Source organism: Desulfuromonadaceae bacterium, assembly GCA_019429445.1.
In the GTDB taxonomy this organism is placed as follows: domain Bacteria; phylum Desulfobacterota; class Desulfuromonadia; order Desulfuromonadales; family JAHYIW01; genus JAHYIW01.
Window position 1 is genome coordinate 81905 of record JAHYIW010000009.1, and the last position, 23432, is coordinate 105336.

23 protein-coding genes are annotated in these 23432 nt (G+C 57.8%); all 23 read left to right on the forward strand.

Features of this window, described 5'->3' with window-relative positions:
* Positions 1–12 precede the first annotated feature (12 nt).
* Complete coding sequence (locus K0A93_05030; GenBank protein MBW6511472.1) at positions 13–1158, forward strand: acyl-CoA dehydrogenase; 1146 nt, start codon at positions 13–15, stop codon at positions 1156–1158.
* Between the two features lie 28 nt (positions 1159–1186).
* Positions 1187–3175 carry a 4Fe-4S dicluster domain-containing protein gene (locus tag K0A93_05035; protein MBW6511473.1) on the forward strand — a complete coding sequence of 663 codons (1989 nt, stop codon included), beginning with the start codon at positions 1187–1189 and terminating at the stop codon, positions 3173–3175.
* 186 nt (positions 3176–3361) lie between these two features.
* Positions 3362–4135: an electron transfer flavoprotein subunit beta/FixA family protein gene (locus K0A93_05040; GenBank protein MBW6511474.1), complete on the forward strand. Its 774-nt coding sequence runs from the start codon at positions 3362–3364 to the stop codon at positions 4133–4135.
* A 173-nt stretch (positions 4136–4308) separates the two neighbouring features.
* Positions 4309–5226, forward strand: a complete 918-nt coding sequence (locus K0A93_05045; protein MBW6511475.1) for an electron transfer flavoprotein subunit alpha/FixB family protein — start codon at positions 4309–4311, stop codon at positions 5224–5226.
* 27 nt (positions 5227–5253) lie between these two features.
* Positions 5254–5559, forward strand: a complete 306-nt coding sequence (locus K0A93_05050) for a hypothetical protein (GenBank protein ID MBW6511476.1) — start codon at positions 5254–5256, stop codon at positions 5557–5559.
* A gap of 239 nt (positions 5560–5798) precedes the next feature.
* On the forward strand, positions 5799–6266 hold the full coding sequence (gene ndhC / locus K0A93_05055; protein ID MBW6511477.1) for an NADH-quinone oxidoreductase subunit A: 468 nt from the start codon (positions 5799–5801) through the stop codon (positions 6264–6266).
* Complete coding sequence (locus K0A93_05060; protein ID MBW6511478.1) at positions 6263–8647, forward strand: NADH-quinone oxidoreductase subunit B/C/D; 2385 nt, start codon at positions 6263–6265, stop codon at positions 8645–8647. The genes ndhC and K0A93_05060 overlap by 4 nt, the downstream gene beginning before the upstream one ends.
* Positions 8648–8869: 222 nt before the next feature.
* Complete coding sequence (gene nuoE, locus K0A93_05065; GenBank protein ID MBW6511479.1) at positions 8870–9355, forward strand: NADH-quinone oxidoreductase subunit NuoE; 486 nt, start codon at positions 8870–8872, stop codon at positions 9353–9355.
* Complete coding sequence (gene nuoF, locus K0A93_05070; protein ID MBW6511480.1) at positions 9352–10644, forward strand: NADH-quinone oxidoreductase subunit NuoF; 1293 nt, start codon at positions 9352–9354, stop codon at positions 10642–10644. The genes nuoE and nuoF overlap by 4 nt, the downstream gene beginning before the upstream one ends.
* A gap of 2 nt (positions 10645–10646) precedes the next feature.
* On the forward strand, positions 10647–13058 hold the full coding sequence (nuoG, locus tag K0A93_05075) for an NADH-quinone oxidoreductase subunit NuoG (protein ID MBW6511481.1): 2412 nt from the start codon (positions 10647–10649) through the stop codon (positions 13056–13058).
* Positions 13058–14053 (forward strand): NADH-quinone oxidoreductase subunit NuoH, encoded by a 996-nt coding sequence (gene nuoH, locus K0A93_05080; protein ID MBW6511482.1) that lies wholly within the window; start codon positions 13058–13060, stop codon positions 14051–14053. Before nuoG ends, nuoH begins: the two co-directional genes overlap by 1 nt.
* Positions 14054–14056: 3 nt before the next feature.
* The gene (gene nuoI, locus K0A93_05085) at positions 14057–14587 is read left to right on the forward strand and encodes an NADH-quinone oxidoreductase subunit NuoI (GenBank protein MBW6511483.1); all 531 of its coding nucleotides are present in this window, start codon (positions 14057–14059) and stop codon (positions 14585–14587) included.
* A 328-nt stretch (positions 14588–14915) separates the two neighbouring features.
* The gene (locus K0A93_05090) at positions 14916–15023 is read left to right on the forward strand and encodes a GxxExxY protein (GenBank protein ID MBW6511484.1); all 108 of its coding nucleotides are present in this window, start codon (positions 14916–14918) and stop codon (positions 15021–15023) included.
* 95 nt (positions 15024–15118) lie between these two features.
* Positions 15119–15571 (forward strand): NADH-quinone oxidoreductase subunit J, encoded by a 453-nt coding sequence (locus tag K0A93_05095; protein ID MBW6511485.1) that lies wholly within the window; start codon positions 15119–15121, stop codon positions 15569–15571.
* The gene (nuoK, locus tag K0A93_05100) at positions 15568–15873 is read left to right on the forward strand and encodes an NADH-quinone oxidoreductase subunit NuoK (protein ID MBW6511486.1); all 306 of its coding nucleotides are present in this window, start codon (positions 15568–15570) and stop codon (positions 15871–15873) included. The genes K0A93_05095 and nuoK overlap by 4 nt, the downstream gene beginning before the upstream one ends.
* On the forward strand, positions 15870–17741 hold the full coding sequence (gene nuoL / locus K0A93_05105) for an NADH-quinone oxidoreductase subunit L (GenBank protein MBW6511487.1): 1872 nt from the start codon (positions 15870–15872) through the stop codon (positions 17739–17741). Before nuoK ends, nuoL begins: the two co-directional genes overlap by 4 nt.
* A 24-nt stretch (positions 17742–17765) precedes the next feature.
* Complete coding sequence (locus tag K0A93_05110) at positions 17766–19262, forward strand: NADH-quinone oxidoreductase subunit M (GenBank protein ID MBW6511488.1); 1497 nt, start codon at positions 17766–17768, stop codon at positions 19260–19262.
* A complete protein-coding gene (locus K0A93_05115) occupies positions 19259–20674 on the forward strand; it encodes an NADH-quinone oxidoreductase subunit N (GenBank protein ID MBW6511489.1) in 1416 nt (471 codons plus the stop codon). The genes K0A93_05110 and K0A93_05115 overlap by 4 nt, the downstream gene beginning before the upstream one ends.
* 265 nt (positions 20675–20939) lie before the next feature.
* Positions 20940–21239 (forward strand): nucleotidyltransferase family protein, encoded by a 300-nt coding sequence (locus K0A93_05120; protein MBW6511490.1) that lies wholly within the window; start codon positions 20940–20942, stop codon positions 21237–21239.
* Positions 21232–21576 carry a DUF86 domain-containing protein gene (locus tag K0A93_05125; protein ID MBW6511491.1) on the forward strand — a complete coding sequence of 115 codons (345 nt, stop codon included), beginning with the start codon at positions 21232–21234 and terminating at the stop codon, positions 21574–21576. Before K0A93_05120 ends, K0A93_05125 begins: the two co-directional genes overlap by 8 nt.
* Positions 21577–21659: 83 nt before the next feature.
* Complete coding sequence (locus tag K0A93_05130) at positions 21660–22073, forward strand: hypothetical protein (GenBank protein ID MBW6511492.1); 414 nt, start codon at positions 21660–21662, stop codon at positions 22071–22073.
* A gap of 83 nt (positions 22074–22156) precedes the next feature.
* A complete protein-coding gene (locus tag K0A93_05135; protein ID MBW6511493.1) occupies positions 22157–22870 on the forward strand; it encodes an ion transporter in 714 nt (237 codons plus the stop codon).
* 257 nt (positions 22871–23127) lie between these two features.
* Positions 23128–23432, forward strand: a 305-nt coding sequence (locus tag K0A93_05140; protein ID MBW6511494.1) for a hypothetical protein, incomplete at its 3' end; no start/stop codon positions are given.

Below are 23432 nucleotides of genomic sequence, written 5' to 3' on the forward strand. Positions count from 1 at the left end.
AGGTGAATGATTATGAACTTTCAATTGACCGAAGAGCAAAAATTGATTCGCGACACCGTCCGCGCCTTCGCAGAAAACGAACTCGCCGAGGGGAGCAAGGAGCGCGACGAACAGGAACGGTTCGATCGTGTGCTGATGTTCGACAAACTGGGTGAGCTCGGTCTGACCGGAATTATAGTCCCGGAAGAGTTTGGCGGTGCCGGAGCCGATTATCTCAGTTATGCGATTGCTGTTGAAGAGCTATCGCGGGTCTGTGCGTCAACCGGCGTAACCCTGTCAGCACACCTGTCGCTCGGTGCCAATCCGATTTACCTCTTCGGCAGCGAAAAGCAGAAGCAAAATTATTTGACCCCACTGGCCGAAGGGTCGAAAATGGGGGCCTTCGGTCTGACTGAGCCCTCCGCAGGTTCTGATGCCGGCGGCACCCGGACCTTTGCTCTGCGCGACGGCGATGAATGGGTGCTCAACGGTACGAAAATTTTCACCACCAACGGCGGCGAGGCCGAAATCTACATCATTTTTGCCCGTACCGACAAGCATGCTGAAAAACATCATGGCATCAGCGCCTTCATCGTCGAAAAGGAGACCCCTGGCTTCGCTTTCGGCAAGAAGGAAGAGAAGATGGGGATTCGCGCATCGTTGACCCGCGAGCTGGTATTTGAAAATTGTCGGATTCCGATCAACAATCTGCTTGGCCCTGAGGGTTCAGGGTTCAAAATCGCCATGAAGACCCTCGACGGCGGCCGCATCGGCATCGCTTCACAGGCGCTCGGCATCGCTCAAGGGGCCTTCGACGCAGCCGTTTCCTACGCCAAAGAGCGCAAGCAGTTCGACCAGCCGATTGCCGGTTTTCAAGCGGTGCAGTTCATGCTCGCCGATATGGCGACCCAGATTGAGGCCGCGCGGCTGCTGGTTTACCAGGCCGCCTATCGTGCCAGCGCCGGACTGTCGTATTCTAAAGACGCGGCGATGGCCAAATTGTTCGCGTCGGAGACGGCGATGCAGGTGACGACTAAGGCGGTGCAGGTGTTCGGCGGCTACGGTTACACCCGGGATTATCCGGTCGAACGGATGATGCGTGACGCCAAGATTACCGAACTGTACGAGGGGACCAGCGAAATCCAGCGAGTTGTCATCGGCTCCATGATTTGTCGATAACAAAAATGTTTTAGTCAGCGGAGGCAAGATGGAATTTACGCGTGAAATCTACTGGAATGTCGGCAGCTCGGCCGGGGTCTTGATCCCGATGTATCTGCTGACGTTTTTCGCCTTCGTAATATTAGGATACGGATTCTGGCAGCGTATCAAGGTTTATCGTCAAGGACAGGAGCTGAACCGGACCGACCAGCTTGATCGGCGCATTATCGATACAGTGCGCTCGATCCTGCTGCAGAGTAAACTGCTGCGGGTTGCAGGGCCGGGATGGACTCATGCGCTCTTCTTCTGGGGATTTCTGCTCCTCTTTATCGGCACCTGCCTGATTGTGGTACAGGCCGATTTTACCGACCCTCTGTTCGATATCAAATTTCTCACCGGCACATTTTATAAACTTTTTTCGATCACCCTTGATATCGCCGGTCTGGTCGCGATTGTCATGCTGGCTGGCCTGTTTGTCCGCCGTTATATCGTCCGTCCTGAAGGTCTGGCGAATACAAAAGACGATCTGCTCATGCACGGTCTGCTGTTCACAATCCTGATCACCGGCTTCGTCATCGAAGGGGCACGCATGGCGGTGACCGAACTCGGCACCCCCCTGGCGATCTGGTCGCCGGTCGGGCTGGTTTTCGCCAAAGCTATGGCGCCTATCGACCCGGAAGCGTTGCGTTCCTTGCACAAGGCGACCTGGTGGCTGCATCTGTTTCTGGTCATCGGCTTTATTATTTCGATCCCGTTTTCAAAATTTCGTCATATCTTCACCACCAGCGCTAACTATCTGTTTGTCGACCGTGGGCCGAAAGGGAATATGGTCACCCTCGACCTGGAGGATGAAGCGGCTGAATCGTTTGGCACTGCACATCTGACCGATCTGAGCTGGAAAGATATTTTTGATGCGGACGCCTGTACCGTTTGCAAGCGGTGTCAGGATCGTTGTCCGGCGTATGCAACGGACAAACCGCTATCACCGATGAAAGTGGTCAATCAAATTGGTGAGGTCGCTTTTACTTCTCCCGAGGCGAATTTGATCGAGACCGTCTCCACCGACGTTCTTTGGGCCTGTACCACCTGCCGCGCCTGTCAGGAGATCTGTCCGGCGAGTATCGAACATGTCAACAAGATCCTCGATATGCGGCGCAATCTGGTACTGATGGAAGGGGAATTCCCCGGTGAAGAGGTGATGACGGCGGTGAATCAGGTCGAAGTCAACGGCAACCCTCTCGGCATCGGTTACGCGACGCGCGGCGACTGGGCTGCAGGTCTCGACGTCAAGCTGTTGTCCGAAGATCCGGATGTCGACATCCTCTACTTCGTCGGCTGTTATGCCTCGTTTGACAAACGGAATCAGGCGATCGCCAAGGCGTTTATCAGGCTCTGTACGGCGGCCGGAGTGAAGGTCGGTATTCTTGGAAAAGAGGAAAAATGTTGCGGCGAACCGGTCCGCAAAATGGGGAATGAATATCTCTATCAGTCTGTTGCTGCAGAAAACATCGCGCTGATCAAACAGTATGAAGTCAAACAGATTGTCACCACCTGTCCGCACTGCTTCAACACCTTGGCCAAGGATTATCGCGATCTTGATTTCGATACTCCGGTGGAACATTACACCGTCTTTCTCGAAAAACTGCTGGGGGAGGGCCGTTTGAAGTTCACCCCTGACAATCCGTTAAACTGCACCTATCACGATTCCTGTTATCTTGGTCGTTACAACGACATTTACGAAGCACCGCGCGCGCTACTTGCGGCGGCCGGAATCAAGCTCAATGAGATGACTAAAAATCGGGCGGAGAGTTTCTGTTGCGGCGCCGGTGGCGGCCGGATTATGGCAGAGGAGAAGCTCGGCAGCCGGATCAGCGAAACCCGGGTGAAGATGGCGGCGGAGACAGACGCGTCAACGCTGGTCTCCAACTGTCCGTTTTGTCTGACCATGTTCGAGGACGGGGTCAAAGGGGCGGAACTCGAGGGTCAACTGACGCCGAAGGATATCGCCGAGATTCTGGTCGAGCGGTTGGATGTATAAAAATCGATTCTGTCGGGCCTTTTGTAAAAGGTTGTCATCCCAACAATGCCTCTATCAAAAGATCCTGCATTTTCAACCAGTTAAAGAACTGGATTCCCGATTAAAATCACTTCGGGAATGACGTAAGAGGACGATTGCAAAAGGCTCTGTTGAATGAGTTCAACTTAAAATAGCGGGAGGTTAACGATGAAAATTCTGGTCTGTATCAAGCAGGTTCCCGATATGGAATCAAAATTCAAGCTGAATAGCGAAGGAAACTGGTACGACAATTCGGATCTCGCCTGGCGGATGAACGAATATGACGAATACGCGGTAGAGCAGGCGGTGCAGCTTAAGACCCAGGTCGACGAGGCCGACCTGACGGTTCTCTCGATCGGTCCGGATCGGGTCAAGGAGATGATGAAGAAGGCTCTGGCGATGGGGTGTGATCGCGGCGTCCACATCAGCGACGACGACTCTTTCAAAAAGGATCCCTATGAAATCGCATCGATAATCGCCGCATTTGCCAAAGGCAAGGAGTTCGATCTCATCTTTACCGGGATGCAGTCTCAGGATCGTGGTTCAGGACAGGTTGGGGTGTTGGTTGCAGAGATGCTAGGAATTCCGAGTATCACGACCATCGTCGACTTTGCCTTTGATGCCGGTCAGATAACCGCCAAACGTGAACTCGAAGGTGGCATCAAGGCGCTCATCAAGACGACGGCCCCGGCGCTTTTGACTTGTCAGCTCGGTCTTAACACTCCACGCTATCCGACCCTGCCGAATATCATGAAAGCAAAGAAGAAGGAGCTGCTCTCGATCCCGGTTGCAGAGTTGCATAAGGTTGAAAGTAAGCAGGAGACGGCCAGGATGTACTTCCCGGAGAAGAGGGGGGGAGGATTGGTCCTTGAAGGTGCGGTGGGGGATCTCGCCGATCAGCTGATTAAAATCCTGAAAGACAAAACTGCCGTGCTGGCGTAAGAGCCTATCTGGCTTAACAAGGACCTACTGCAAAATCGGCTGATTGGTCCATATTTACGGCAATCTTCGACAGATAGCGCAACTATTCGCTCTTAGATTCCCATGAATCTGGCCTCAAACATCCACTTTTTCGTTACGGCCCGTCAAACCAGACAGGCTCTTGGGAGGAAAAAATGAAAACCTTACTCGTTGCAGAATATAGAGACGGCAAACTGCTCAACAGCAGTTATGAACTCGTCGCCTTCGCACAGCAACTCGATGCAGAAAGCGCCATGTTCCTGGTCGGTGCACAGAGCACCCTCCCGGCCTATAACGGGACGCTCTATCTGGCCGATGCTGGCAAATATGGCGAATATAACCCGGCGGTTCATAAACAACTTCTGCTTGATGTTATTGCCAAAGAACAACCCGATATGGTGGTCTTTTCCCACAGTTCGTATGGCTGGGATCTGGCGCCGCGTATAGCTTTGGCACTCAATGCCGCCCAGATTTCTGAAGTTGTCGATATCGTTGATGGGATTCCGGTTGCACCGGCCTGTAACTCCAAGTTAAGACGTGATGTTAAAGCAAAAACAAGTCAGATCATTTTGACTCTTCAGGGTGGGGCGTTCGGTCTGGAAGGCGCACCGAGCGGCACTCCGACAGTAGTGCCGATCGATACCGGTGCCGCCGCACAGGTAGAGTTCTGCGGTTATGAAGAAGCCGAAGCAGGGGGAGTCGACCTCTCCAGGGCAGAGGTAATCGTCAGCGCCGGTCGCGGTATCGGCAAACCGGAGAACCTGGCCATCATCGAAGCTCTGGCCAAAGCTCTCAAAGGGGAGTATGGGGCGAGTCGCCCGGTGGTTGATTCCGAGTGGGCCGATCACAGTCGTCAGGTCGGAACCACCGGACAGACCGTCTCACCCAAATTATATATAGCCTGCGGTATTTCCGGCGCGATCCAGCATCTGGCCGGGATGAAGAAATCGGAATTCGTGGTGGCGATCAATACCGACAAAGACGCCCCGATCGGCGAAGTCGCCGATGTGTTGATTGTTGCCGACCTGAAGGAATTTGTGCCAGCGCTCACTGCAAAGATCCAGGCGCTTTAAAACAAACACTCAAAAAGGTCCAATATCATGATTGCAACTATTTTTTCCGGCCTGGAGGGGAGTTATACCCCAGGTGAAATCGAAGCGGAAACCAGCTTCTACTTTTCGATTGATGAGATCAAAAGAACGGTGGTCCTCACCCCGGAAACCTGCCGGGTTGAAGAGGGGAAAACAATCGATGCGGCCGATTGCGTCTGTAAGACCGACACCGATTTTTTCCTGAAAATATGGAACGACGGCTATCGTCCGGGGATGACCGATTTTATGAGCGGCAAGATTAAGTCTAACGATCCGCTGACGCTCAAGGATTTTCTTGCCGCATTCGGAAAATAGGTAGAGAGAGGGTGCCCTCTGCGGCGATTCCAGCAGGCCAGATTTTCAGCAGGAAATGACGGACGTCAATTTCCTGCGGCAGAAATGCACCAATGATTGTGCCGCGCGCAAATCATTGGTGCCTGACGGCATGATAAAGCTGATGACAGTGTTGATAATATGATAAGATGTTCATCCCGAAGAAATTGTATACACTTTACCATCAGCTTGAATCACGCCGCAATTCGGTGAGAATCTGAATGTTTGAAAACCATCCCATCATACCAAAAACACTCAATATTCCCGGTTCCGGAGCGCCTTCCCCGGAAGGGGTCTTCACCCTCGCCCTGTATACCCTGATCGCCACTGTGATCATCGGCGTGCTCCTCTTTCTGGCCTGGTTTCTCGGCCAGAAAACCCGTTCACCGCTCAAAAACAGTTCCTATGAATCGGGCGTCATTCCCACCGGCTCCTCGCGGCTGGTCGATCCGGTCCCTTTTTATCTGGTCGCAATCTTTTTTATCGTTTTTGATCTGGAAGTCGTTTTCGTCCTCGCCTGGGCGGTCGCCTATGATCTCCTGGGCTGGGCCGGTTTTGCCCAGATCGGCTGTTTCGTCGTTATCCTCTTTCTCGGGCTGGTCTATCTGTGGCGCGTCGGCGCGCTCGACTGGTCGCCTCCCGCCGCCCGTGCGCGGCGTTTTTCCGTGACCGGAGGCAACGATCGATGACGGAAAAACTCCCCGACAACGTCATTCTGACCACCCTCGACGACGCCATCAACTGGGGGCGCAAGAACAGCCTCTGGCCTGCTTTTTTCGGTCTGTCGTGTTGCTTCGTCGAGATGATGACGAGCATGACGCCGCGCTTTGATCTCGCCCGTTTCGGCGCGGAAGTGCTGCGCGGTTCGCCACGCGAAGCCGACCTGATGATCATCTCCGGCACCCCGTTCAAGAAGATGGGGGCCTCAATCCTGCGCATCTACGCACAGATGGCCAACCCCAAATGGGTCATTTCCATGGGCAGTTGCGCCAACTCCGGCGGGATGTACGATGTCTACAGCGTCATCCAGGGGGTCAACCAGCTATTGCCGGTCGATGTCTATATCCCCGGTTGTCCCCCGCGCCCCGAGGCGTTCATACAGGGGCTGATGCTGTTGCAGCAGAAGATCGTCAACGAGGAATCGCCCGCCCGCAAAGTGCTCGGCATGACCGGCGGCTGTGAAGGCTCGACCGGCCCGGTGCTGGTCGACGGCGTCAGCAAGGCGCGTGACCCACGCGGCCCCGGCTACACCGGCAGCTCCATTCGTGGCACCTCGATGCAGCACCCGGATTTCACCGGCAATCGGGCGCGCCGCCACTGGCGGCCGGCGCAACCCCGCGTCGCATTTCCGCAACAATCTGATTTGAGTGCGGTCCTGCATGAACGCTTCGGCGTTCAGGTGCGGGTCGATCCCGGCGCCGCCGATATGCAGACCCTGATCGCCACCCCGGCAGCAACTCCGGCGCTGCTCCGATTTCTCAAGGACGAGGCGCCACAGCGTTATCGGCGGCTGGAGGATTTAACCGCTGTCGACGAGAGCGGTCGCCACCCCGGCAACGCTGAACGCTTTACCCTCACGTATCATCTGCTTAATTTTGACGATCCCGGCTATCTGCGCGTCAAGACCCCGCTGCGCGGTGATTTCCCCCAGGCACCGTCGATCACCGACATCTGGCCCGCCGCCGACTGGTACGAGCGCGAAGTCTTTGATATGTTCGGGATTGATTTCGCCGGACACCCCGACCTGCGGCGCATCCTCCTTCCTCCCAGCTGGGAAGGGCACCCGCTGCGCAAGGAACACCCCTCGCGCGCCACCGAAATGGCCCCGTTCACGGCCACTACCGCGCAACAATTTGAGCCCCTCGACGCCGGTGAATTCTTCAAGGGGAAACCGCTGGCGGACGATGACCGGGCGATGCTCCTCAACCTCGGACCACACCATCCAGGCACCCACGGCGTGCTGCGTCTGGTCGCCAAATTGCGCGGCGAAGAAGTGCTCGACCTTGATGCCGATATCGGCTATCACCACCGCGGCGCGGAAAAGATCGCCGAACGCCAGCACTGGAACCAATATATCCCCTACAGCGACCGGGTCGATTACCTGTCCGGAATTCTGAACAATCTCGCCTATCTGCGGCCACTTGAAACGCTGCTCGGAATCGAGGTGCCACAGCGAGCAGAATACGTTCGGGTGATGCTCTGCGAACTCTTCCGCATCGCCAGCCATCTGGTCTGGCTCGGCAGCTATGCTCATGACATCGGCGCCATGACGCCGGTTTTCTACGCCTTCAATTCGCGCGAGAAAATTTTTGACATTATCGAAATGATCACCGGCGGGCGGATGCATCCCGCCTGGCTGCGCATCGGCGGGCTCCCTGCCGATCTGCCCAGCGGCTGGGAGAAGGTCGTCAAGGAATTCACCAAAGACTTCGATCAACTGATCAATGAACTCGACAAGATGATTTCCGACGGGCCAATCTTTCGCGCCCGCACCGAGGGGGTCGGCGTGCTGAGTACCGCCGAGGCGATCGACTGGGGGGTCACCGGCCCGAACCTGCGCGCCACTGGTTTTGCCTGGGACCTGCGCAAGACGATGCCCTATTCGGTCTATGACGACTTCGATTTCGACATCGTCACCGCGCAAAACGGTGATTGTTACGACCGTTACAAAGTCCGCCTGCTGGAATTAAAGGAAAGTATCAAGATCGTTCGCCAGGCTGCCGACAATATGCCGGAAGGGCGCTGGACGAGTGTCGACAATCGTTATGCCTATCCGCAACGCCCCGACACCGAACGCGATATCGAGACGCTGATTCACCACTTCGTCAACACCTCGCGCGGCCTGACCCCGCCGGTCGGTGAATGTTACCGGGCGATCGAATCAAGCAAGGGGGAATACGGCTACTACATGATCTCCGACGGCGGCAACATCCCCTACCGGATGCGCATCCGCACCCCGTCCTTCCCGCACATCCAGATCATGCCGATGCTTTCGCGCGGCTGGCAGCTGGCGGACATGATGGCGATCCTGGGGTCGGTGGATTTTATTTTGTCAGATCTGGATCGCTAAAAAGGCGATTTCACCACAGAGGACACGGAGAACACGGAGAAAACAAAGATAATTAAACAGGGATATTCAGGATGATCAGAATCAAAGTTTACGGTTTTGACTTTAACCTCAAAAGATTTTGTTTTTGATTCTAAACCCTGAGCATCCTTTTTAAATAAAGGTTTTGGAGTATTGAGATTTTCTCCGTGTCCTCCGTGCTCTCCGTGGTGAGAAAAAAGGTTTATGGAACTACTACCCGAAAATCAGCAAGAATTCTTTCGCAGCAAAGCCGCCGCCATCGCCCACCCGCGTGAGCTGGTGATCGACGCCTTGCGCGCGGTGCAGAGCCACCATGGCTGGGTACCGGACGAGGGCGTGACGCTGGTCGCCGCGCTGCTCGGGATTCTGCCGATTGAGGTCGAGGAAGTGGCGACCTTTTATGACAAGATTTTCCGCCGTCCGGTCGGCAAGCGGGTCATCCATGTCTGCGATTCGATCTGCTGCTGGACCCGCGAGGGGGAAGCGATCTTCGCCTATCTGCAAGAAAAACTCGGCATTGCACCGGGGGAAACAACAGCGGACGGGGTTTTCACCCTGCTGCCGACCTGTTGTCTGGGGGCCTGCGGCGACGCGCCGGCGATGATGATCGGTCTGACCACCTACGGCCCACTGACTCCGCAACGGGTCGACGAGATTCTGGCTCAGGTACGCGCAGAGGTGTCGGCATGAGCCCCAGGATCAGCGAGTACCCGCAGGTGCTGTTCAAGAATCGTGTTCCCGGCGAGACGGTCCTGATTGACGGCTACCGCACGACCGGCGGCTATACGGCCTTGGAAAAAGCGTTCAAAGAGCTCGATCCGGCGACGATTCGCGATCAGGCCAAACGCGCCAACCTGCGCGGTCGTGGTGGCGCGGGGTTCCCGACCGGGATCAAATGGTCGTTCTTCCCCGCCGATCAGCCAGGGAAAAAATATCTGGTCTGCAACTGCGACGAGATGGAGCCGGGCACCTACAAAGATCGGGAGCTGCTCAGGGCCGATCCGCATCAGCTGATTGAAGGGGTGATCATCTCTGCCTTTGCGCTGCAAACTCCGGTCGCCTATATTTTCATTCGTTACGCCTTCGAGGACTGTGCTGCCAATCTCGACCGCGCGGTCGCCGAAGCTACTGCCGCCGGGTATCTCGGCAAGAACATCCTCGGCAGCGGCTTCGACTGTGAAATCCACGTCCACCGCAGCGCCGGGCGTTACATCCTCGGCGAGGAAACGGCCCTGCTCAACGGCCTGGAAGGGAAACGCCCCAACCCGCGCTCGAAGCCGCCCTTTCCGGCGGTGCGCGGCCTCTTCGGTCAACCGACCACCGTGAACAATGTCGAGACTTTGGCGAACGTACCGCATATCATCAACCACGGCGCGGAATGGTACAAAGGGCTGGCACGCACCCTGGAGGGGGCCGGGACCAAGCTCTTCGGGCTCTCCGGACATCTCGAACGCACCGCCTGTTTCGAACTGCCGGTCGGCATTCCGCTGCGCGAGGTGGTCGAAGAGGTCGGCGGCGGGGTACGCGGCGGGCGCACGTTCAAGGCCTGTCTGCCGGGGGGTGCCTCAACTCCCTATCTGACCGCCGCCCAGCTCGATACTCCGCTCGACTTTGAACCGCTCGAAGCGGTCGGCAGCCGCTTCGGCACCGCCGGGGTGACGGTCTTCGACGATACCACCTGCATGGTCGCGGCGACGCTCAACCTGATCCGCTTCTTCGCCCGCGAAAGTTGCGGCTGGTGCACCCCCTGTCGCGACGGGCTGCCGGTGGTGGCCTGGCTGCTGAACAAGATCGAATCAGGCAAGGCCACTTTCGATGACATCGACATGCTCAAGGACCAGTTTCGCAACATCAGCGGTCGTTCGTTCTGCGCCCTTGCCGAAGGGGCGATGGGCCCGGTTGCCGGACTCCTTAACCATTTTGAACAGGAACTTGCGGATCACGTTATCAAGGGACGTTGTCCGCTGAAGAAAAAGTAACCATGCCGACCCTGACCATCGACAACCAGACCGTTACCGTAGCCGATGGCACCACCGTTATCCAGGCGGCGGAACGTCTGGGACTGGTGATTCCGCACTTCTGCTATCATGAAGCCCTCGGGGCGGCGGGGGCGTGTCGGCTCTGCGCGGTAAAAATCGACAGCGGTCCGATCAAGGGGATCCAGATGGCCTGCATGGTCCCGGCGCAGGACGGTATGGTAGTGACAACGCTCGACCCGGAAGCGGTGGAATTTCGCGCTCATGTTGCTGAATGGGCAATGACCGACCACCCCCACGACTGCCCGGTCTGCGATGAAGGGGGGGAATGTCAGCTTCAGGAGATGACGATCGCCGCCGGTCACGGGACGCGGCGTTTCCGGGGATTGAAACGCACCTATCCGAATCAGGATCTTGGCCCGTTCATCGTCCAGGAGATGAACCGCTGCATCCAGTGCTACCGTTGCGTGCGTACCTACCGCGACTACTGTGGCGGCACCGATTACGGCACCTTCGGGTCGCGCAACCGGGTCGCCTACGGGCGGGTCACGGCAGGACGGCTCGCAAGTCCCTTCTCCGGCAATATTATCGATGTCTGCCCGACCGGCGTTCTCACCGACAAAACCTTCCGCTTCAAATGCCGCAGTTGGGACTTGCAGGAAGCGCCATCGGTCTGCCCGCACTGCTCCCTCGGCTGCAACACCCTCCCCGGTGGACGCTATCGCGAACTGTTACGGGTTAAGGCGCGGGTCAATCGCGCGGTCAATGGCTTCTTCATCTGCGACCGGGGGCGTTTCGGCCACGGTTATCAGAATCATCCCCAACGCTTGCGGGAACCGCACGTCGATGGCGAAAGCGTCAGCTGGAACGACGCTCTGGCCGCCGTCCACGAACGAATCAGCCAAACCATCGAGCACCACGGCCACGGAACGGTCGCCTTCCTCGGCTCATGTCGCGCCACCCTTGAAGCAAACCTGTTGCTCGGGCAGTGGGCGGCAGCGACCAGCTGTACCCGAACGGTGTACGAATGTCATCCCGAGTTTGATCGCATCGCCCGCACCGTTACCGCCCGGCTCGGCGACCAGCGCCGCAGTCTTGGCGACATCCAGAGCAGCGACTTCATCCTGCTGATCGGCGCGGAACCACTGGCCGAAGCACCGCTGCTGGCGCTGGCCATCCGTCAGGCGGAGCGTAACGGCGCCCGGATTGTGATCCTCGATCCGCGTCCACCGCAACTGCCGTGTAGCTTCGAGCAGCTCCCCCTGACGCCGGAACAATTGCAACTGGCGCTGGAACAGTTGGCAACGAACAAGTTCAAGGGCTGGACGCGGGACGAATCGACCACCCTGCGAAATCTTGGGAAAGACCTGACGGCGGCGCAAAACCCGGTCATCATCGGCGCGGGCGCCCTGCTCGGCGCGGCGGGGATTGAGCGGCTCTTCGATCTGGTCGATGCCTCTTCGACAGCAGCGCGACCGTGTGGAGTGCTGGTGCCGCTGTCCGGACCGAACAGCTACGCCAGTGGCCTGCTCTCGAATGGCGGCCCCGATTTTGACGACCTGCTCGACGCCATCCTCAACGGGACGATAAAAGCGCTGGTCTGCCTTGAGACCGATCCGTTTGAGGATTATCCGCAGCACGGTCGCGCCCAGTCGGCACTGGCACAGCTGGAGAATCTGATTGTTCTCGACGCACTGCCAACCGAGACCACCCGTCACGCCGAGATCGTCCTGCCGACCACGGTTCCGGTCGAAAGTGACGGCTGTTACATCAACCATGAAGGGCGCCTCCAGGCGTTCGCTAAAGTCCTTGATCCGGGGCTCAGTGTTGCCATAACCGGTGGCGGCGATCATCCGCCGCGCACCTTTGAACAGAGCGCCCCCGGCAGCCTGCCCCGCCCGGCGTGGGCGATTCTGGCGGAGATTTTAAATCAACCGACCGAAACAGCAGCGCTGCGTCAGCAGCTCGCGCGCACCGATAATCGTTTCGCTGCCCTGACGCGAATTCATCCTGCAGCTGAAGGAGAGATTGTCACCGCCATCGGCATTCCGCCCCGACCACAAGATGATGACGGTGCGGTGGTGAGAAGCGTTCCCGGCAGCCTGCAACTCTGGCCGATCGACACGTTCGGTGGGGCTGATATCTTCGCCACCTATTCAGTCCATCTCGATCCGCTGCGTGACGAGCCGTACATTCTCCTGGCCGACGAAGACGCCCAACAGCGTGGTCTGACAGATGGTGCCGATGCCGTCCTGACCAGCGAACTCGGTCATCTCAGATTACGCGTCCGTTGCACCGCAACCGTCCCGGCAGGGATCGCCTTCCTGCCCCATCTGCTGCGCGGTGCCGCTTCCGGTTTTGTACCGGGTGGCGGCGCGCTGAGTTGCACATTGAAAGCGGTCGAGGGGGAAGCATGATGCTTGAGCTCCTCATCAGCGGATTATTGATTCTGATTAAACTGGTGCTGATCTTCGGCGTGGTGCTCGGTCTGGCGGCCTACCTGGTGCTGGCGGAACGCAAGATCCTCGGGCGCATGCAGATGCGCCCCGGTCCCAACCGTACCGGACCCTGCGGCCTGATTCAGCCCCTCGCCGACCTGATCAAGCTGCTCAGCAAAGAAGATTTCATGCCTGCCGATGCCGACAAGCTGGTCTATCTCTTCGCCCCCGGCCTGACCGCACTGGTCGCCCTGCTGACCTTCGCGGTGGTGCCGTTTTCGCCGCCGCTGCACATCTTCGGGCGCGAGCTGCCGATGGTGGTCTGCGATCTGAATGTCGGGGTGCTCTACTTCCTGGCGTTTTCCTCGCTGGCAGTCTACGGGGTTGTTCTCGGTGGCTGGGCGTCGGGGTCGAAATACGCCCTGATCGGTTCGATCCGCGCCCTCTCCCAGCTGGTCTCCTACGAGCTGGCGATGGGGCTGGCGATTGCGCCGGTGATCATGGCCGCGCGGTCATTCTCGCTGACCGACATCGTCATGGCACAAAAGCAGCTGCCATTTATCCTGACGCAACCGCTCGGCTTCCTGATTTTCGTGGTCTGCATTTTTGCCGAATCGAAACGCACGCCGTTCGACATGCCGGAGGCGGAGAACGAGATTGTCGCCGGATTTCATACCGAATATTCGGGGATGCGCTTCGGTCTCTTTTTCGTTGGTGAATATATCAACCTGGTCATCCTCGGCAGCATGACCACGGTCTTTTTTCTCGGCGGTTGGCACGGCCCGCTGTTGCCGCCGATCGTCTGGTTCGCTGGCAAGGCGTTGTTTGTCGCCTTCGTCTTCATCTGGGTACGCGGCAGTCAACCGCGCCTGCGTTACGATCAGTTGATGAATATTGGCTGGAAAGTCCTGCTTCCCCTCGGTCTGCTCAATCTGCTGGTGACCGGAGCGGCGCTGCTCTGGATGAATGGATAGCTTATGGGTCTCTGGCGCGACATATCCGGCACCTGGAAACCGATGTGGATCACCCTCCGCTACCTGTTTCGCAAACCGGTGACCATCGAATATCCGGAGCAGAAGCGGACCCCGCCCCCCCGTTACCGGGCGCAACTGATCCTGACCCGCGACCCGGAGGGGAAAGAGCGCTGCGTTGCCTGTTACCTGTGCAGCGCCGCATGCCCGGTCGACTGCATCTCCCTGCAGGCCGCCGAAGACGCCGACGGTCGCCGTTACGCCGCCTGGTTCCGGATCAACTTCGCCCGCTGTATCTTCTGCGGACTGTGCACCGAGGCGTGCCCGACACTGGCGATCCAAACCAGCATCCATTACGAAATCTGCAAACGTGATCCACTCAGTCTGGTCTTCGAGAAAGAAGACCTGCTGGTCGATCACGGCGGCAAGGATAAATTCTACAACTTTTACAAACACGCCGGCATCGGCGTCTGCAAACCGCGCGGTGGCGGCGACGGCGAATATGGGCCGGTGGATGTGAAGGATTTACTGCCTTAAAGCTTTGTTTTTCACCACGGAGAACACGGAGGACACGGAGAAAAACAAGAAGAAGGCAGGGAAAATAAAAATGGTAATTATTCAGCTCTTTTGTAGGAGCGGCTTTAGCCGCGAACCATCGCGCCTGAAGGCGACTCCTGCAACGTCATTCCGGCAGGGGTTTAGCCGGAATCCAGGGTTTTGAGGGTTGAAAGTCTAGATCCCCGACAGGATCGCTCGGGGATGACGACCTTTGGGTGGGCAGGTGAATAGTTACCTAAAAAGATTGGTTTTATGACTTCTCCGTGATCTCCGTGTCCTCCGTGGTGAGAAAAAATGCGTTTAACGGTTGACCTACACGAAACTTGCAAAACAAAAAACAGGACTTTTGATCAACTTCAACGAAAGGCTGCTCAAGGACGGAATCAAGCGATTAGTATTATCACCCTCTTCGTGATCTCCGTGTCCTTCGTGGTGAGAAAATAAGTGGAACAACTATTAACCAACATATTCTTCTACATCCTCGCATCAGCCGCACTCATCGCCACGCTGATGAGCGTGACGCGGCGTAATCCGGTGCATGCGGTGATCTATCTGGTGCTGGGGTTCTTTGCCCTGGCGCTGATCTTCTACCTGCTCGGCGCGCCGCTGATTGCCGCCTGGGAGGTGATTGTTTATGCCGGGGCGATCATGGTGCTGTTCCTCTTTATCATCATGATCCTGCAACTGGCCCCGCAGGATCTCCCCGCCGCCGCCGGTTACGGACGCTGGCTGCCAGCGTTGCTCCTCGGGGGGACGATTGCCGCCTGCTCGGTGCTGCTGATCATGACCGACCCGCTGGCAAGCAGTCGCCTGCCGTCGTTCTACGCCGCGCCGCGCGCCTTCGGCCAGGCGCTCTTTTGCCACTATGCACTGGCGGTCGAGGCGGCCTCGCTGCAATTGCTCTTCGCCGCGGTCGGCGCCTGGTACATCGGGCGTCCCGATAGCCGAAAGGGGTCAAAATGACCGTCCCGTTCGGGCATGTTCTGATCCTCGCCGCCCTCCTCTTCGCCATCGGTCTCGGTTCGGTGCTGGCCCGCCGCACCCTGATCATGATCCTCATCGGTGTTGAAATCATGGTCAGCGCCGCCGTGCTGGTGCTGGTTGCAGCCTCGGCATTCTGGCAGCAGCTGGACGGTCAACTCTTCGTGCTCTTTTTGTTGACCACGACTGCGGCAGAGGTCGCCATCGCCCTGGCGCTGGTCGTCACCTTGCGGCGACGGACCGGCACGACTGACGCCGATGCGTTCTCGGAGTTGCGCGGATGAAGCCTGAACTGCTCTGCCTCATTTTGTTTTTTCCGCTGCTGTGCGGTATCCTCAACGCCCTCTTCGGCATGCGTGTGCCCCGGCTGGTGGCCGAAACGCTGGCGGTGTGCGGCGTCGCCAGCGCAGCGCTGCTGACTCTCCTTTTCTGGCCGCAGGCCGCCGGTGACGGGCTGCACGCCACCCTCTTCACCTGGCTGGACAGCGGCCCGCTGACGATTCCGGTCGAGCTGTCGTTCGACGCCATCTCCGCGCCGATGGCGCTGATGGTGAGCGGGGTTTCGACCCTGATCCACCTCTATGCGGTCGGCTACATGAAAGCTGACGAGAGTTACGCGCGTTTCTTCGCGCTCCTCAACCTCTTCGTCTTTGCCATGCTGCTGATCGTCCTCGCCGACAACCTGCTCCTCCTTTTTCTCGGCTGGGAAGGGGTCGGCTTTTGTTCTTACGGCCTGATCGGTTTCTGGTATCGCAACCCGGAGAATGCCGCCGCCGGACGCAAAGCGTTTCTGGTCACGCGGATCGGCGATGTCTTCCTTGCCGTTGCCCTGCTCTGGCTCTATCAGTTGTGCGGCACCCTCTCGCTGACGGCGATCAACGCCCAGGCGGCGAGCTTCGCTCCGGCCACGCTGACCGCTCTCGCCCTGCTGCTGTTACTCGGAGCGTGCGGCAAATCGGCGCAGCTGCCGCTGATGTCGTGGCTCCCTGACGCCATGGCCGGGCCAACCCCGGTCTCGGCGCTGATCCATGCCGCGACCATGGTCACCGCCGGGGTCTACCTCCTCTGTCGCCTCTTTCCGCTGATTTCCCTCTCGCCGACCGGCCTGCTGGCCATCGCGGTGGTCGGCGCGGCAACCGCACTCTACGCCGCCACCTGCGCCCTGGCGCAGCGCGAGATCAAACGCGTGCTGGCCTACTCAACGATGAGCCAGATCGGCTACATGTTCCTCGCCGTCGGCGCCGGGAGTGTCTCCGGCGCCATGTTCCATCTCTTTACCCACGCGTTTTTCAAGGCGCTGCTGTTCATGGCGGCCGGTTGCATCATCCACCTCGCGGCGGAAGAGAACGACATCTTCCGCATGGGGGGGGTCGCCCGCCGCGCACCGCTGATTTTTATCCTCTTCCTCGCCGGGGCGTTGTGTCTCGCCGGGTTCCCGCTGAGTGGCGGCTTCCTCTCCAAAGATGCGATTCTGGCGGCCACTTTGGCGCGTCCGGAACCGGTTTATCAACTGCTGTGGGGGGTAGCGACGTTAACCGCGCTCCTCACCGCATTTTACACCTTCCGCCTGCTCTACCTGGTCTTCGCCGGGAGCGCGCGCGGACCGGTTGATAACCACCGGCTCCCCGCGCTGATGGTCTGGCCGCTGCTGCCGCTGGCCCTCTTCGGGCTGGGAGGGGGACTGCTCAACTGGCCCGCGTTGCTCGGGGGCTCCCCCTGGTTGCAGCAGCGCCTCGCCGCCAGTGGAGAATTCGTCGTGCACCTGTCGCACGCGGTTGAGTCGCGCCTGTGGGCGGGGGGGGCGGCGCTCTTTGTTGTCGGCCTGCTCGCCGCGCACCTGCGTTACCGGCGCAAAACAGCACGGACCGAAACCCGCGTGGCGCGCTGGCTGCGCGGTGGCTGGGGATGTGATCGCTGCTTTGAACTCCTGTTGCTGCGTCCGTATCGCGGCATGGCGCTGTTTTGCAGCGCAGGCCTCGACCGGCTGCTCTTTGACGAAACTTTCGACGGGCTGGCGCAAACCGTGCGCAACTGCGGCGACAAGCTGCGCTGGCTCGGCAATGGCCGCCTGACCGCCCATCTCCACGGCTTTGCCTGGGGGGTGCTGATCCTGCTCGGCTGTGGCCTGTTGCTCCTGATTGGCTCACACTGAACCGTTGACGTGAACTGACGACTTATGAATGCATTACCGACATTTCCCTGGCTCACCCTGATTACCCTGCTGCCACTGGCGGGTGTGCTCCCCTGCCTGCTGCTGCGCAAAGCGGCCCGCGATTGCCGTGGCGTGGCGCTGGCCACCAGCGTCGCCGTGCTGGGGCTGACTTTATGGCTCGGCTGGGAGCATTGCAGCAGTAGCGGCTGGTATGTGATTGAGGATGCGGCGTGGATCGAGCATTTCGGCATCCGCTGGACGCTCGGCCTCGACGGGCTGGCGCTGACCCTGATCGTTCTGACCGCGGGGCTCAGCTGTGGCGCTCACCTTCTCGCCTGGCGGATCAGCGAGCGGGTGCCGTTCTTCCTGGCGCTGCTGCTGATCATGGAATCCGGCTTTCTCGGCGTTTTTCTCGCCCTCGATCTGGTCCTCTTTTATATCTGCTGGGAAGTGATGCTGGTGCCGCTCTTCTTTCTGGTCGGCATCTGGGGGCGCGAAGGGCGGGTACGGGCCGCGCTCAAGGCTTTTCTGTTCACCCTCTGCGGCAGTCTGCTGATGCTGGTCGGGATCATTGCCCTCTATCTGCTGCACGGTGAGCAGACCGGCACCTACACCTTCGCCCTGCGCGAGCTACTCCAGCACCCCCTAACCGGCCCGGCACAGTACTGGGTCTGCGGCGCATTTCTCGCGGCGTTCCTGATCAAGGCGCCGATCGTGCCGCTGCATTCGTGGCTGATCGACGCCCACACCGCCGCACCGGTTTGCGGCGCGGTCGACCTTGCCGGGTTGCTCCTCAAAACCGGGATCTACGGTCTGCTGCGGTTCGGCTTTCCGCTCTTCCCCGACGCGACGCGGCTGTGGCTGCCGTGGCTGATAATTCCGGCACTCTTCGGTCTTTTTCACGCCGCCTGGGTGGCGTATCGCCAGACCGATCTGAAACGCCTCGCCGCCTACTCGTCGGTGTCGCACCTCGGGCTGGTGGTTCTCGGCCTCGCGGTCTGGAATACCACCGCCCTCGAAGGCGCGATCCTGCTGATGCTGATTCACGGCGTCTCCGCCGCTGCCCTTTTCGCCGCCAGCGGGATGATCGCCGCCCGCGCCGGAACTACGCAGTTGAATGAACTCGGTGGCGTCTGGGGACGCGCGCCGTTCCTCGGCGGGCTCTTCCTCCTCTTCGGGATGGCCAGCGCCGGAGTGCCGGGGCTGGGAAATTTTGTCGGCGAAATTTTAATCCTCTTTGGTACCTTCAGCGCCCATCCGCTGCTTGCCGCCGTGGCCGCCACCACGATGGTCACCACCGCTGTCTACATGACCGGCCTGCTCAAGGCGGTATTATGGGGCTCCCCGGCCGATGACGCGGTGTGGGCCGACCTGACCTGGCGCGAAGGGTGGGTGCTGGTTCCGCTGGCGCTGCTGATCGTCTGGGTCGGCGTCTACCCCGAACCGTTCCTGGCGCCGTTGCGGGAGCCGGTGCAATTTCTCCTGACGACGGTCGGGACGTTAAGCGGAGGGGCGCCATGAGCGGACCAGAGCTCTTTGCGCTGCTGCCGGTGTTGATCCTGGCGGGCGGTTCCGTCATCTGGCTGATGCTCGGCGCCTTCGGTCTCGGTTACCGGAGCGTCGTCATCGGTGGTGTGTTCAGCGCGGCGACGGCGGCGCTGTGCGCCGGACTGCTCCCCCCCGCCACCGTCGAAGTTACCAGCCTCTTCGGCACCGGCAGTTACGCCCGTTTCTTCACCATCCTCTGGGCCTTGGCCGCCGCGCTGACGCTGTTGCTGTCGCTGCGTTACGGGGCCAATCGCCACTTTGGCGGTGGTGAGTACACCGCCCTGACCCTGCTGGCCGCCACCGGCATGGCGCTGTTGTCGGGGGCAACCTCGCTGGTTGGCGTCTTCCTCGGACTGGAGCTGCTGTCACTCGCCTTCTACGTGCTGATCGCCTTTAACCGCGACTCGGCGCACAGCGCCGAAGCGTGTATCAAGTACCTCGTCCTCGGCTCCGTCGCCACCGCCTTCCTCGCCTTTGGCATCGCCCTGATCTATGCCGCCAGCGGGTCGTTTCATCTCCCCGCAGCGCTGACCGGGGTGGTCAGCAACGGCGCGCTGCACCCGCTCGGTCTGTTCGGCTGGCTGCTGGTCACCGTCGCAGTCGGCTTCAAGACCTCCCTCGTTCCGTTCCACTTCTGGACCCCCGACGTCTATCAGGGTGCCCCCGCGCCGGTCTCCGGCTTCCTTGCCGCCGGCTCGAAAGGCGCTGTCCTCGCCGCCCTCGTTCCGCTGCTGGCCGGGTTCGGCCCCGACTGGGCACTGCTGCATCCGCTCGTCGTCGGTCTGACCGCCCTCACCCTGATCGTCGGCAGTCTCTGCGCCCTGGCCCAGACCAACCTCAAACGGATGCTCGCCTATTCTTCCATCGTCCAGGTCGGCTACCTCTTCATCGGCCTTTTGGCGGGGAATAGCGGCGGCTTCGAAGCGGTCGTTTTCTACCTCGTCGTCTACGCCGTCGTCACCCTCGGCACCTTCGGCGTGATCACCTCGCTAAGCGGCAGCCGCGCCGAAGTGCAGGATTACGAATCGTTGCGCGGGGTCGGCTTCCGCCACCCGTTCCGCGCCGCCACCCTCACCATTCTCCTCCTCTCCCTCGCCGGCATCCCCGCCACCGCCGGTTTCATCGCCAAGTTCGGCATCTTCCGCGCCGCCATCAAAGGCGACTTCATCGCTTTAACCCTCCTCGCGGTCATCGCATCGCTGGTCTCGCTCTACTATTACCTGCGACCGGTACTGGCCATGTTCACGGAGGACGATACGCAGGGGAACACCCTCCATCCGGGGAACGAACTGGAGCATGCCGTCCTGGGGGTGTGTCTGCTGGCGACGCTGCTGCTCGGCCTCTATCCGGGGCCGTTGCTTGATCTGATTCACGGTTTGTTCTGAGCGGGCATTACTTGCCTGTGTGGTGAGCGGTGAAGAGAGTTGATGCGGATTTGATTGCATGACCCTGTCGAGATTTTCCGGAGAAAGAGCAAAAGTATAACGACTTCTTCGTGATCTTCGCGGTAATAGAATAAAGGGCCCGCCAACGCGTTTGGATGGGAAATCTCCCCTGTACCTCCAGGAGATATATGTACCCCGAACGCCTTTCTTGCATTCAGGTCAAGGCAAAAGTATACTCTGCGCATTCAATCGATGGAGCCATGCCATGGTTAGAAACCGTAACGATATCATCCTCTTTTTGCAGACGCACAAAGACGAACTGGAGCAACGCTTCGGCGTGACGAGTATCGGTCTCTTCGGCAGTTATGCACGGGGAGATGAACGGGACGATTCCGATATCGACATCGCCATCGAATTACTTCCGGAGCACAAGTCGCTGAGCAGTTTTTTCGGCCTGCGGCGCTACCTGGAGCAGCAGTTCGGCAAGCCGGTCGATCTGGGGATCGAGAGTGCGTTGAAACCGCTGGCCAGAGAGAAGGTCTCCAAGGAGATTATTCATGTCTGAACGCTCGGACCGGCTCTATTGCCAGGATATTCTCGAATCGGGCGCGGCGATTCACAGTTATGTTGCGGGGATCGACTTCGAGACGTTTGTGCGGGATCGCATGCGCTATTCGGCGGTCATTCGCGAGTTCGAAATTATCGGTGAGGCGGTGGGGAAGCTGTCGGCGGATGTGAAGCAGGCTTATCCGGGTGTTCCTTGGCAAGACATCAAGGATTTTCGCAATCTGCTGGCGCATGAATATTTCGGAGTTGATCTGGAGATCGTCTGGAATACGATTCAGCTGAATTTACCGATGCTGATGGATGCAATTCAACGGATGTCCACAGGAATTAAGTAAACTTTCCCCTGAATTCACAGCTCTCCACGTTCTGTGATCCGCCGCGCAGGCCAAAACTGTTGGGAGGAACAAAGGAGAAACAAATGAAGAAAATTATCACTGCGGCCACTATTGTCCTCATAGCAGGCCTGGCTCAGGCTGAAGCAATCATTGATGTAACCAAGATTACAGGAAAATCAGAAAAAGAGGTTTCAACATATCTCGGAGTACCGTCTTCTTGTGGCAATAGCAAGTACGGAAAGAAGTGCCAATATAATAAAGGGGAAACGGAAATCATCTTTATAAACAGCAAAGCAGACTGGATTACTGTTGGAGGAATTGATCAAGTTCCTTTTTCAAAAGCGGCCTTAGGCGCTCTTGGCTTGAAAGAGGCAAACCCATCATTTACCAATGCGTTCACCATGCGATGGGAGTCAATCCAAGGGTTGAGAGAAGTTTCCTTGTTCAAAGGCGCATCTGCATCAGACTATGCGTATATCAAAGTAAAAACGAAGTAAGCTTTTAACGCCCACCATCCAGCGGACGCGCCAAAGGTGGGCGTCGCTGATGGTTGCCGTTACGCTTTGAAAAGGACGTGCGAGTGAGTCACATCGAAAAAATCAGAAAGGTGGTAGATGATACGGACAATCTCTATGGAAGGGGATTTGCCTTTACAATTCAACTATTGATAGTTGTGTCACTTGTAACTTTCACCATTGATACGCTCCCTGATCTAACCCTAAACATCAAAAAACTTCTGAATATTTTCGAGGTGGCTACAGTCATAATATTCACGATTGAATATATCCTCCGAATAATAGTCGCAAAAAAGAAAGCGACGTTTGTTTTCAGCTTCTATGGCGTGGTTGATTTATTAGCAATCCTTCCATTCTATATTTCTTCTGGTTTAGATCTTAGAGCAGTCCGGGTCTTTAGGCTACTGCGCTTAGTCAGGATTTTGAAACTATTCAGGTACAATCAGGCTATAAAAAGATTTCAAAGGGCTCTTTCTATAGCAAAAGAAGAACTAATATTGTTTGGATTTGTTGCAATCATCATGCTTTACTTGTCTGCGGTCGGAATCTACTATTTTGAAAATGATGTTCAGCCAGATCAATTCAAGTCGGTAATTCATAGTCTTTGGTGGGCTGTTACTACCTTGACCACTGTTGGTTACGGAGATATGTTTCCAATTACAGCAGGTGGGAAATTTTTTACTTTTTTTGTTCTTATGGTTGGTTTGGGTATTGTTGCGGTGCCAACAGGTTTAATTGCATCAGCTCTTTCTCAAGCACGCGAAGAAGAAAAGGCATAACGAATCACATGCACTTGAAAGACCATGAGGGGGGCGCGTCTACACTTTTCATAAATGAACTGGTCGAGTAGACCGGTTTCTTCCGTAGCGCCGCCGGGGTCTTGCAACCCAACAATTCCATGGCAAGTTTTCACTCGTTGCCGATGCACTCGGTGATCCCGACGAGCTGCTGGCCGAGTACAAGACGCTGCTTACAGGGGTGAGTGAGACGCGGGAGATGCTGAAGCAGGAGTTGATGGAGGAATTAGGAGGTCATCATGAGTGAGGTTGTTATTTATCAGGCCGAGGATGGCAATGCGGCTCTGGAGGTGAAAAAACCAAAGAAAAAACCAAAGGGTCAGACCTACAAATTACAAAAGGTGTCACTATCGAAAAAGGCCCAAAAAGAGCACCCCCTTTGGTTGTTTTTATCTTCATCTTCATCTTCATTCATTTGTGCGTATTCCGACGAATTCGTCCACTCATTCCAGAGGAAACCGGCCACTGATTCCGAGGCAATTCGTCCACCTTTCGGAGCGCAGCGACGCTGGTGGTTTCTTTCTACTCCAAGTGGACGAATTGG

Bases quoted from the DNA above. Each gene is read 5' to 3' on its own strand.
- K0A93_05030 (MBW6511472.1), top strand. From the start codon at position 13: ATGAACTTTCAATTGACCGAAGAGCAAAAATTGATTCGCGACACCGTC.
- K0A93_05035 (MBW6511473.1), top strand. From the start codon at position 1,187: ATGGAATTTACGCGTGAAATCTACTGGAATGTCGGCAGCTCGGCCGGG.
- K0A93_05040 (MBW6511474.1), top strand. From the start codon at position 3,362: ATGAAAATTCTGGTCTGTATCAAGCAGGTTCCCGATATGGAATCAAAA.
- K0A93_05045 (MBW6511475.1), top strand. From the start codon at position 4,309: ATGAAAACCTTACTCGTTGCAGAATATAGAGACGGCAAACTGCTCAAC.
- K0A93_05050 (MBW6511476.1), top strand. From the start codon at position 5,254: ATGATTGCAACTATTTTTTCCGGCCTGGAGGGGAGTTATACCCCAGGT.
- ndhC (MBW6511477.1), top strand. From the start codon at position 5,799: ATGTTTGAAAACCATCCCATCATACCAAAAACACTCAATATTCCCGGT.
- K0A93_05060 (MBW6511478.1), top strand. From the start codon at position 6,263: ATGACGGAAAAACTCCCCGACAACGTCATTCTGACCACCCTCGACGAC.
- nuoE (MBW6511479.1), top strand. From the start codon at position 8,870: ATGGAACTACTACCCGAAAATCAGCAAGAATTCTTTCGCAGCAAAGCC.
- nuoF (MBW6511480.1), top strand. From the start codon at position 9,352: ATGAGCCCCAGGATCAGCGAGTACCCGCAGGTGCTGTTCAAGAATCGT.
- nuoG (MBW6511481.1), top strand. From the start codon at position 10,647: ATGCCGACCCTGACCATCGACAACCAGACCGTTACCGTAGCCGATGGC.
- nuoH (MBW6511482.1), top strand. From the start codon at position 13,058: ATGCTTGAGCTCCTCATCAGCGGATTATTGATTCTGATTAAACTGGTG.
- nuoI (MBW6511483.1), top strand. From the start codon at position 14,057: ATGGGTCTCTGGCGCGACATATCCGGCACCTGGAAACCGATGTGGATC.
- K0A93_05095 (MBW6511485.1), top strand. From the start codon at position 15,119: ATGAGCGTGACGCGGCGTAATCCGGTGCATGCGGTGATCTATCTGGTG.
- nuoK (MBW6511486.1), top strand. From the start codon at position 15,568: ATGACCGTCCCGTTCGGGCATGTTCTGATCCTCGCCGCCCTCCTCTTC.
- nuoL (MBW6511487.1), top strand. From the start codon at position 15,870: ATGAAGCCTGAACTGCTCTGCCTCATTTTGTTTTTTCCGCTGCTGTGC.
- K0A93_05110 (MBW6511488.1), top strand. From the start codon at position 17,766: ATGAATGCATTACCGACATTTCCCTGGCTCACCCTGATTACCCTGCTG.
- K0A93_05115 (MBW6511489.1), top strand. From the start codon at position 19,259: ATGAGCGGACCAGAGCTCTTTGCGCTGCTGCCGGTGTTGATCCTGGCG.
- K0A93_05120 (MBW6511490.1), top strand. From the start codon at position 20,940: ATGGTTAGAAACCGTAACGATATCATCCTCTTTTTGCAGACGCACAAA.
- K0A93_05125 (MBW6511491.1), top strand. From the start codon at position 21,232: ATGTCTGAACGCTCGGACCGGCTCTATTGCCAGGATATTCTCGAATCG.
- K0A93_05130 (MBW6511492.1), top strand. From the start codon at position 21,660: ATGAAGAAAATTATCACTGCGGCCACTATTGTCCTCATAGCAGGCCTG.